Below are 9,787 nucleotides of genomic sequence, written 5' to 3'. Positions count from 1 at the left end.
GGCGGGATCAGCACGGGCGTGATGCTGGCGGAGATGTGATGGACCTCTGGGTGATCGTTCCGGCCTACAACGAGGCCGCCGGCATCGAGGCGACGCTCCGGGCGCTGGCCGGGCAGGACGACCGTGACTTCACGCTGGTCGTGGTGGACAACGCGAGCACCGACGACACCGTCGAGATCGTCCGGCGGCACGGCGTCAAGGTGATCACCGAGACCCGCAAGGGTACCGGCGCCGCCTCCGACACCGGGATGCGCCACGCCATCGCGCACGGCGCGACCCATCTGGCCAGGACCGACGCCGACTGCCTGCCCCGCCCCGACTGGGTGCGCAACATCCGGCGGGCGTTCGGCGACGGGCTGGAGATGGTCGGCGGCCGGCTCGTGCCCCGGACCGACGAGTTCCCGCTGAAGTTCTGGGAGCGGCGGTTCATCCCGTTCGTGGTGGACGTGGCCGCGACGTTCGGCCGCTTCCGGCCCGGCAACCGCTCGCCGGAGTATCTCGGGCCGTACGTGATGATGCCCGGCGCGACCCTGGCCATCACCGCCGCGCTCTACGAGCGGGCGGGCGGCTTCCCGAGGACCGCGATCGAGGAGGTCCACGAGGACCGCGCCCTGGTCAACCGGGTCCGCAAGCTCACCACCGCCTACGGCTCGCGCCGCGACGTGGTGGTCTTCGGCTCGGTCCGGCGGCTGCGGGCCTACGGCCTGGCGGGCACCCTGGCCTGGTACGCCGACCATCGCTACCGTCCAGAAGTGATCGATATCCGGTGAACCACGAGGCCCGCCTCTACCTGGCCGCGCATCCCTTCGTCTATCCGCTCATGCGGCTGCTGGCCCGTCTGGGGCCGGTGGTCCGCGTCCCCGGACTGGGGGTCGTGGTCAACGACGCCGCCACCGCGCGCGCCGTGCTGACCGACGAGCGCTTCCGCAAGGACGGCCCCGGATCGCCCGGCGACCTGTGGACGCCGGTGCTCGGCCCATCGGTGCTGCTCAACATGGAGGGCCCCGGTCACCTGGCGCTGCGCCGCAAGCTGATGCCGCTGTTCACCTCCGCCTACGTCTCGGCGCTGGTCACCGACGTGCTGCGGGAGCCGTTGGAGGCCCTCTCCGCGCGGCTGGGGCGCGGGGAGACGATCGACCTGGTCGACGCCATGCGGGTGATGGCCGGGGCGGTGATCTGCCGGGTGATCGGACTGGGCGACGTCTCCGAGGCCCGCGCCCGCGAGCTGTTCGCCGACGGGGAGCGGGTCGTCTCGATGGTCTCGCTGAGGTCCCGGCGGCTGCGGGAGCGGCAGGTGGCGGTCGCCAAGCGGGTGCTGGACGGGATCGGGGACATCGCGCAGGCCGCCTACGAGGCCGGGGACGACTCCACCGTCATGGGCCGGATGCGCGCGCAGGGACTGTCCGCCGCCGAGGCCAGGGGCGCGGCCGGCGCGTTCTTCCTGACCGGCACCGAGACCGTCGCCACCTTCGTGCCCCGGCTGATCGCCCTCCTGCACGACCACCGGACGCGGGTGGACGACCTCGACCAGGTGATCGAGGAGGCCATGCGGATCACCACCCCGACGCCGGTGATGCTGCGCTCGGTGGGCGCGGCCGCGCGGATCGGCCGGGTGGCGGTACGGCCCGGCGACCGGGTGCTGATCGTGACCCACAACTGCGCCCGGGCGTACGGCCCGTTCGACCCCTCCCGGGGGCACCCGCCCGAGCTGCGCAGGCTCTGGTTCGGCGCGGGCCCGCACTTCTGCATCGGCTACCCCCTGGCCCTGGCCGAGATCCGGGCGGTGGCGTCGGTGCTGCTCACCCACCGCGTGCGCGTCGTACGGCGGCGCGCCGCGAGGAGGGTCCTCATCCCCACCTACGAACACCTGTGGATCGCCGCGACATGAACGACGACATCATCACCGGGATCATGGCCACCGCCGGCCGGGAGCCCGGACGGACCGCCATCATCGACGGCCGCGGCCGCGAGATCGCCTACGGCGAGCTGGCCCGCCGGGTGGACGCCGTCCGCGGCGCCATGACCGGGCTGCGGCCCGGGGACGGCGTGCTGTTCGCGGTGCGGCCGGGGGTGGACGCGGTCGCGCTCGCGCTGGGGGCGGTGGCGGCGGGCGGGACGCTCGTGCTCGCCGACCCCGGGCTGGCCCCCGAGGTGCTCGCCGCCCGCATGGCCGCCACCCGGCCCAGGTGGGTGGTCGCCGAGTCCCTGCTCTACACCCTGAGCGGCCCGCTCAAGGGCCTGGCCCGCCGCCGCGGCCTGCTGCTGCCCAACCTCCGCGACCCCCTTCCGGGACACCCCGTCCGCCACCTCCACACGGGCCCCTGGCTGCCCGGGGTCCCCCGGGGAGCCCTGCGCCTGTCCCGGATCCTCCGGACGCCGGGCGCCGACGCCCCGGACGCCGCCGCCCCCACCGCGGACCAGCCGGCGGCGGTGATCTTCACATCGGGGACCACCGCGCGGCCCCGGGGCGTGGTGCACACGCGGGGGTCCCTGGCCGCGGGGCTGACGCTCTTCCGGAGCGCGTTCCCGCTGGGCCCCGGCGACGTCGTGCACACCGACCAGCTCATGCTGGGGCTGCCGGCGCTCCTGGCCGGGGCAACCTGGTCGCTGCCCGGGGGCGGGGACCTCGCCGGGGAACTGGCCGCCCGGGGGGCCACCCACGCCTTCGCCGTCCCGGTGCACCTGGACAGGCTGCTCCGCCGGGCGCCCGAACTGCCCGCGACCCTGCGCTACCTGCTGCTCGGCGCGGCCCCCGCGCCCCCGGCCGTGCTCCGCCGGGCGGTCGAGTCCGGGCCGGAGGTGCTGTCGGTCTACGCGATGACCGAGGCGCTGCCGATCGCGATCGCCTCGGCACGGGAGAAGCTGGCCCAGTCCGAGGGCGACCTGCTCGGGGCGCCCCTGCCGGGGGTCGGCGTCCGGATCGCGGACGACGGCGAGCTGTTCGTCTCCGGGCCGCACCTCGCCCGGCGCTATCTCGGCGAGGACCCGCTGGAGGAGATCGCCACCGGGGACCTGGTCCGTGTCGAGGACGGCCGGCTCGTCCTGCTCGGCCGGAAGAAGGACATGATCCTCCGCGACGGGGTGAACATCTACCCCGGCCTCTACGAGCCGGCCGTGGCCGCGCTGCCCGGAGTGGCCGAGGCCGCGATCGTCGGGCTCGCCGACCCCGAGACCGGGGACGAGGAGGTCGTGCTGGCCGTCATCCCCGCCGACGGCTACGACGGGAGCCGGCTGAGGAAGGCCCTCCCGGCGATCATGGACGCCGCGGCCCTCCCCGACCGCGTCGAACCCCTCGACGCCTTCCCCCGCTCCGGCCGTGCCGACAAGCTCGACCGCGCCGCCCTCCGCGACCTGGTCACCCGCCGTGGCTGAGCGGGGGACCGGGGGCCTGCCCGGGACAGGGGGCGCGACGTGCTGAGGGTCGGGGTGACGGGGGCGTCGGGATTCGTCGGCGGGGCGGTCTGCCGCGCGGCCGTGGCCGAGGGGTGGGAGGTCTCCGCCTTCGGCAGGCGGCCGTCGGTGGCACCCGGCCATGTGGGCGGCGCGCCGTACACGTCCTGGGATCTCCTGGGCGGCCGGCCGGAGCTGCCGGAGGTGGACGTGGTGGTCCACTGCGCCGGGAGCGTCACCGACTGGGGGCCGCCGGAGGAGATCTGGGCGGCCAACGTGGACGGGACCCGCAACGCGGCCGCGGCCTTCCCGGGGGCCAGGTTCGTGCACGTGAGCACGGCCAGCGTCTACGACCCGTTCCGGCCGACCGTCATGGCCACCGAGGACCTGGCCCCGGTCAGCCGGTACGTCAACGCCTACGGCGCCGCCAAGGCCGCCGCGGAGCGGGTCCTGGGGGAGGCGGTCGTCCTGCGGCCGCACGCCGTCTACGGGCCGGGCGACACGACCCTGCTCCCCCGGGTCCTGGGGGCGGTCCGGGGGAACAGGCTCCTGGCGGTGGGCGACGGGCGCCAGCTGGTCAGCCTGACCTCGGTGGACAACCTGGTCCGGGCCTGCCTGCTGGCCGCCGCCGGCCCCGTCGGCAACGGCGTCTTCAACGTGACCGACGCCCGGCCGGTCGTCCTCGACGACGCCCTGCGCGCGATCCTCGGCGAACGCGGCATCGACGCCGAGCCGTACTATCTGCCCCTCAAGCTGGTCGGACCCCTCGCCGCCGCCGCCGAGACCGCCTTCCGTCTGCTCGGCCGCCCGCGTCCGCCCCGGCTGACCCGCTACGCCGCGGGTCACCTGGCGGTGGAGCGGACCCTCGACATCACCGCCGCCCGTGACCGGCTGGGCTTTCAGCCCGCGGCGACGTCGTTCGCGGGCGCCGCCGGCTGGTGACGGCGGCCGGCCCGCCGCGCCCGGTGGGCCAGGAAGAAGGCCGTCCCGGCCAGGGCCAGGCCGACAGCGAAGATCACGCGCAGGCCGGCCCTCAGGGATCCGGTCAGCGTGTCGAAGACGGTGGTGGCGGCGGCGTCCGACATCGCGCTGCTCAGGTATTCGGGCAGGTAGACGTCGCGGATCACGGCCAGACCGGCGGCCAGCACGAGCATGCTCGCGGCCAGGCCGAGACCGGCTCCCAGCAGCGCCCTCATCCGGTCGCCCGCCAGCGCCACCCCCGCCACGAGGAAGGCCACGGACAGGACCGGCAGCACCCATTTCAGTCTGAGCGACCAGGTGTAGACGGCCCGCACCCTGACCAGGTCGGCGGAGGAGGACAGTTCGATCACCGGGCGCAGGGCGGGGAGGGGGGCGCCCAGCTCCTGCTTCATCAGGTCGTCCACCGGGGCCCTGACCCGGTCGTACACCGGGGTGAGGTCGATGCTGACGGTGCCGTCCTCCGGCGCCCCCTGGCCGCCGTCGCCCGACAGGACCGCGACGAGCTGCCGGTGCGCCACCCTGTTGGCGTCCTCCCAGAGGGTGGGGAAGCCCTCACCGGCGACGACCCCCTCCACCAGCGTGCGGACGAGGTCCTCGGCGGGCGAGGGCGTCCGTTTCCGGAGCGGTCCGGTGATCGCGACCGTGACGTGTTCGACGACTTCTTCCCGGATGTCCGGGTCGGTGGCCAGCGGGGCCATGTTCCCGACGTAGCGATCGGTGTCGGCGATGTCGCCCGCCACCCAGAGCCCGGTGAGAGCGAGCGGCGCGGCGACGCAGCCGAGCACGATCAAGATCGCACTGATTACCGCTCGCACAGGATCCCCCTCCCCGGCCTTACCTGGGAATCCCCATCCCCACCTGCAAAAACCCGGCAGGTGTCCTTTTTGACCGCAATTTGGAGATCAGCGATCGCCCGAAACGTCAGGCTCCACTCACCGAAGCTTGACCTGGACTTCTCCGCGCGTCGCGCAGCAACATAGCCCATTCATCCGACAACCGTTACTAACCTGTGACACGTGGATCCCACGGACAGGAGATGTTAGAAAGATGGCAGGTAAACGGGGTGGTCAGAGCATCGGAACGGGCCTGGCGCTGACACTGGGCTCAGCCGCTCTGTGGGGTCTGGCCCACCTGTGGGTGGGCCGGCGCGTGACGGGCGCCCTCCTGATGGGGATCTATCTGACCCTCGTCACCGCCATCGTGGTCACCCTGCTGAGGGTCAGGACGGAGCTGCTCTCCCTGGCCGTGCAGCCGGCCTGGCTGTGGAGCTTCGCGCTGGGCGCCCTGCTGCTGGCCGCCGCCACCGTGGCCGTGGTCGTCCGCTCCTACCAACTGGTCCGCCCGGAGTCGCTGACCCGCCCCGCCCGCTACCTCTCGGCCCTCGCGGTCGGCCTGCTGTGCGTCGTGGTGGTCACCCCGATGGTCTACGCCGCCCGCCTGGCCTTCGTCTCCCAGCACGTGGTCACCTCGGTGTTCGCCGCCACCACCGCCCCGATCCCGGTGGACCCCTGGAAGGGCCGCGAGCGGGTCAACATCCTGCTGATCGGCGCCGACGCGGCGCCCAAGAGGCCCGGCGTGCGCACCGACAGCATGACCGTCGCCAGCATCGACACCCGGACCGGCGACACCGTGCTGTTCGGCCTGCCGAGGAACCTGGAGCACGTCCCGATGCCGGCCGGACCGCCCCGCCAGCAGTTCCCCTACGGCTTCGGGGGCGAGCCCCCCTACAGCCCGGGCCTGCTCAACGAGGTCTTCCAGTACGCCGAGGACTATCCCAGCATGGTCCCGGGTGTCCCCAAGGGCCAGCGCGGCCCGACCCTGCTCAAGAGGACGCTCAGCGACATCACCGGGCTCGACATCACCCACTACGCGATGGTCGACATGAGCGGCTTCGCCGCGATCATCGACGCGATGGGCGGGGTGAAGGTCACCGTCAAGGAGCCCATCGTGTACGGCAGGGAGAACGAGGGCCTGATCCAGGCGGGCACCCGGAAGCTGTCGGGCGAGGAGGCGCTCTGGTTCGGCCGGGCCCGCACCTACAGCGACGACTACGTCCGGATGGGCAGGCAGAAGTGCCTGATGAACGCCGTCGCCAAACAGGCCGACCCGGTGACGGTGCTGCGGAGCTTCGAGAAGCTGGCCGACGCCACGGTGCACGCCGTCTCCACCGACATCCCGCAGGGACTGCTGCCGAACCTGATCGACCTGTCCGACAAGGTGAAGGACTCCAGGATCAAGAGCTTCCAGTTCGTCCCCCCGCTGATCAACACCGCTGACCCCGACTACCGTCTGATCAAGCACAAGGTCAGCTCGATCCTGGCGAAGTCGGCAGCCGACGCCGCCAAGCCGTCCAGGGCCGGCTCCACCAAGATTCCCCGCAAGGACGACGTGCACGGCGCCATCACCCTTGACTTCGCCTGCGGCTGACGCGCGGCCCGGCCCCTACCGCGCCTGTGCCGGACCGGTCCGGCACAGGCGCCCCCGTCTCTCCTCCGCGGCCGCGGCCCGGCCCGGGAGTGACCGAGACGGCACGGAAGAACACAGAGCGGTAACGATGGACCATTCTCCATGATTCCTACTTGACTGGTAGGCAGTGCGGGTTCTTATATACGCATAACCGACTTATTAAGTAGGAATTAGGGAGTAGTCATGAACGCTCGCAGGGTCCGCGGGGTGGTGGCCGCACTGGCCGCCCTGGCGCTCACGACCTTGGCGACCGCCTGCGGGGGCTCGGAGACGACGGGGACGGCGGCCTCCGCCGGCGGCGGGGACAAGCTCGCGGAGGTCCGGCTCGGATACTTCCCCAACATCACCCACTCCACGGCGCTGGTCGGCATCGAGAAGGGCCTGTTCGCCAAGCACCTCGGCGCCACCAAGCTCAAGACCAGCACCTTCAACGCCGGCCCGGCCGCGATCGAGGCGGTCTTCTCGGGCGCGGTCGACGCCACCTACATCGGCCCCAACCCGGCCATCAACGCCTGGGCCAAGTCCAAGGGCAAGGCGATCAAGATCGTCGCGGGCTCGGCCTCCGGCGGCGTCTACCTGGTCGTCAAGCCCGAGATCAACGGGGTCGAGGACCTCAAGGGCAAGAAGATCGCCACACCGCAGCTCGGCAACACCCAGGACGTGGCCCTGCGCTACTGGCTGCAGGAGAAGGGCCTGAAGACCGACACCAAGGGCGGCGGCGACGTCAACATCGTCCCGCAGGAGAACTCGCAGACCCTGCAGACCTTCGCCACCGGCGACATCGACGGCGCCTGGGTGCCCGAGCCGTTCGCCAGCCGCCTGGTCCTGGAGAGCAAGGGCAAGATCCTCGTCGACGAGCGCGACCTCTGGCCGGACAAGCAGTTCGTCATCACCCACCTGATCGTCCGCCAGGAGTTCGCCGCCCAGCACCCCGAGACGGTCAAGCAGCTCCTCGAAGGGCACGTCGAGTCCAACGCCGCGATCAACGCCGACCCGGCCGACGCCGCCAAGACCGTCAACAGCGCGCTGGAGAAGCTGAGCGGCAAGCCGCTCAAGCAGGAGGTCCTCGACAGCGTCTTCAAGAACATCACCTTCACCAACGACCCGATCGCCTCCTCGCTGATCGGCAGCGCGGACCACGCGATCAAGATCGGGCTGCTGCAGCCGGTCGACCTGAACGGCATCTACGACCTCAACCCCCTCAACAAGATCCTCAAGGCCAAGGGCGAGACCGCGGTCGTCGACAGGTAAACGCCCGATCGGTCCCCCCAGGTCCCCCCAGGAGGAGGGCACATGACAGCTCCGCTCAGGGAGCGGACGGAAGGCCGGACCGCGGGCGGCGAGCCCGCGGTCCGACTGGACGGCGTCTCCAAGATCTACGGCCAGGGCAGGAACGGTCTCCTGGCCCTCGACAACGTCTCGCTCTCCGTCGAGCCGGGCGAGTTCGTCTGCCTGCTCGGCGCCTCCGGCTGCGGCAAGAGCACGCTGCTCTCCCTGGTCGCCGGGCTCGACAGCCCCACGGCGGGCCGGATCGGCACCGAGGGCCGCAAGATCGCCATGATGTTCCAGGAACCCGCCCTGTTCCCCTGGCTCACCGTCTCGGCCAACGTCGAGATGGCGCTGCGGGTCCAGGGCGTGGCCAAGCGCGACCGTCAGGCCAGGGCGGGGGAGTTCCTGGAGATCGTCCATCTGGGCGGCTTCGGCGCCAAGCGCCCGCACGAGCTGTCGGGCGGCATGCGCCAGCGGGTGTCCCTGGCCCGCGCGCTCGCCCAGGACGCGGACGTGCTGCTGATGGACGAGCCGTTCGGCGCCCTGGACGCGATGACCCGCGACCTGCTCCACGACGAGCTGGAGCGGATCTGGCGCGAGCGCGGCCTCAGCGTGCTGTTCGTCACCCACAACGTCCGCGAGGCCGTACGGCTCGGCGACCGGGTGGTCCTGCTCAGCAGCCGCCCCGGCCGGGTCGTCGAGGACTTCGCGGTCACCCTCGACCGGCCCCGCCGCACCGACTCGGCGGAGGTGGCCGAGATCGCCGGAGCCATAACCGGCCGCCTGCGCGAGGAGGTGATGCGCCATGGCCGTTGACCAGGTGACCCCCGACGCCCATGCCCGGCAGCTCGCCGGGCTCGACGCCCTGGAGCTGGGCGGCGGCACGCGCAGCAGACTCGCCCCCCGGATCTGGGGCCGCGTCTGGCCGATGGCGCTGGCGGCCGGCATGGTGCTGGCGATCTGGCAGGGCGTGGTGTGGGCCGGCTTCTGGCCGGACTACGTCTTCGCCGGGCCGACCGACGTGGTCCCGGTCCTCGCCGACCGCCTGACCAGCGGCGAATACTGGGAGGCCATCGGCGTGACGATGCGTCGCGCGGTGTCCGGCTTCGCCGTGTCGGTGCTGGCCGGGCTGGTCATAGGAGCGCTGGTGTCCCGGGTCCGGGTGCTCAGGGCCGCCTTCGGCTCGCTGATCACCGGCCTGCAGACCATGCCGTCGATCGCCTGGTTCCCGCTGGCCATCCTGCTGTTCGGGCTGACCGAGAGCGCGATCACCTTCGTGGTCATCCTCGGCGCCGCGCCGTCCATCGCCAACGGCCTGATCGGCGGGGTGGACTACACGCCGCCGATCCTGCTGCGCGCCGGCCACGTGCTCGGCTTCCGCCGCCTCCAGCTCTACCGCCACGTGATCCTGCCGGCGTCGCTGCCGTCGTTCCTCGCCGGGCTCAAGCAGGGCTGGGCCTTCGCCTGGCGCTCGCTGATGGCCGGCGAGCTGGTGGTCATCATCGCCCACCAGTCCTCGCTGGGCGAGCGGCTCTACTACGACCGCGAGCTCGCCGACTCGGCCGGCCTGCTCGCCACCATGATCATTATTCTGGTCATCGGCATCGGGGTGGACCTGCTGTTCGAGACGGCCGACAACTCCCTGCGCCGCCGCTGGGGCCTCCAGCAGGTGCGCAACTGA

9 protein-coding genes are annotated in these 9,787 nt (G+C 72.2%); 8 read left to right on the top strand and 1 reads right to left on the bottom strand.

Features of this window, described 5'->3' with window-relative positions; all coding sequences use genetic code 11:
- The 4 genes from ACWDS7_RS22585 to ACWDS7_RS22570 all read left to right on the top strand — a co-directional run.
- Positions 1-770: glycosyltransferase (locus ACWDS7_RS22585; RefSeq protein ID WP_451930868.1), on the top strand; the 770-nt coding region annotated here is incomplete at its 5' end.
- Positions 767-1,888: a cytochrome P450 gene (locus tag ACWDS7_RS22580; RefSeq protein ID WP_451930867.1), complete on the top strand. Its 1,122-nt coding sequence runs from the start codon at positions 767-769 to the stop codon at positions 1,886-1,888. The genes ACWDS7_RS22585 and ACWDS7_RS22580, both read left to right, overlap by 4 nt.
- A complete protein-coding gene (locus ACWDS7_RS22575; protein WP_451930866.1) occupies positions 1,885-3,372 on the top strand; it encodes a class I adenylate-forming enzyme family protein in 1,488 nt (495 codons plus the stop codon). Before ACWDS7_RS22580 ends, ACWDS7_RS22575 begins: the two co-directional genes overlap by 4 nt.
- A gap of 39 nt (positions 3,373-3,411) precedes the next feature.
- A complete protein-coding gene (locus tag ACWDS7_RS22570) occupies positions 3,412-4,332 on the top strand; it encodes an NAD-dependent epimerase/dehydratase family protein (RefSeq protein ID WP_451930865.1) in 921 nt (306 codons plus the stop codon).
- On the opposite strand, the gene ACWDS7_RS22565 is transcribed toward ACWDS7_RS22570, so the two are convergent.
- Positions 4,290-5,186 carry a hypothetical protein gene (locus tag ACWDS7_RS22565; protein WP_451930864.1) on the bottom strand — a complete coding sequence of 299 codons (897 nt, stop codon included), beginning with the start codon at positions 5,184-5,186 and terminating at the stop codon, positions 4,290-4,292. The genes ACWDS7_RS22570 and ACWDS7_RS22565 overlap by 43 nt on opposite strands.
- Positions 5,187-5,418: 232 nt before the next feature.
- Between ACWDS7_RS22565 and ACWDS7_RS22560 the strand changes: the two genes are divergently transcribed.
- The 4 genes from ACWDS7_RS22560 to ACWDS7_RS22545 all read left to right on the top strand — a co-directional run bounded on the left by ACWDS7_RS22560 (position 5,419) and on the right by ACWDS7_RS22545 (position 9,787).
- Positions 5,419-6,798: an LCP family protein gene (locus ACWDS7_RS22560; RefSeq protein WP_451930863.1), complete on the top strand. Its 1,380-nt coding sequence runs from the start codon at positions 5,419-5,421 to the stop codon at positions 6,796-6,798.
- Positions 6,799-7,020: 222 nt separating this feature from the next.
- On the top strand, positions 7,021-8,088 hold the full coding sequence (locus ACWDS7_RS22555) for an ABC transporter substrate-binding protein (RefSeq protein ID WP_451930862.1): 1,068 nt from the start codon (positions 7,021-7,023) through the stop codon (positions 8,086-8,088).
- 42 nt (positions 8,089-8,130) lie between these two features.
- On the top strand, positions 8,131-8,922 hold the full coding sequence (locus ACWDS7_RS22550; protein ID WP_451930861.1) for an ABC transporter ATP-binding protein: 792 nt from the start codon (positions 8,131-8,133) through the stop codon (positions 8,920-8,922).
- Positions 8,912-9,787, top strand: coding sequence for an ABC transporter permease (locus tag ACWDS7_RS22545; protein WP_451930860.1), 876 nt, complete (start codon positions 8,912-8,914; stop codon positions 9,785-9,787). The genes ACWDS7_RS22550 and ACWDS7_RS22545 overlap by 11 nt, the downstream gene beginning before the upstream one ends.

The organism is Streptosporangium sp. NPDC003464 (assembly GCF_053588315.1).
Note: the sequence above shows the minus strand (reverse complement) of the source record. Positions and strands in the feature narration are given on the sequence as shown.

Excerpts from the sequence above, each read along its gene's own strand:
- ACWDS7_RS22575 (WP_451930866.1), top strand. The coding sequence starts at position 1,885 with ATGAACGACGACATCATCACCGGGATCATGGCCACCGCCGGCCGGGAG.
- ACWDS7_RS22560 (WP_451930863.1), top strand. The coding sequence starts at position 5,419 with ATGGCAGGTAAACGGGGTGGTCAGAGCATCGGAACGGGCCTGGCGCTG.
- ACWDS7_RS22555 (WP_451930862.1), top strand. The coding sequence starts at position 7,021 with ATGAACGCTCGCAGGGTCCGCGGGGTGGTGGCCGCACTGGCCGCCCTG.
- ACWDS7_RS22550 (WP_451930861.1), top strand. The coding sequence starts at position 8,131 with ATGACAGCTCCGCTCAGGGAGCGGACGGAAGGCCGGACCGCGGGCGGC.
- ACWDS7_RS22545 (WP_451930860.1), top strand. The coding sequence starts at position 8,912 with ATGGCCGTTGACCAGGTGACCCCCGACGCCCATGCCCGGCAGCTCGCC.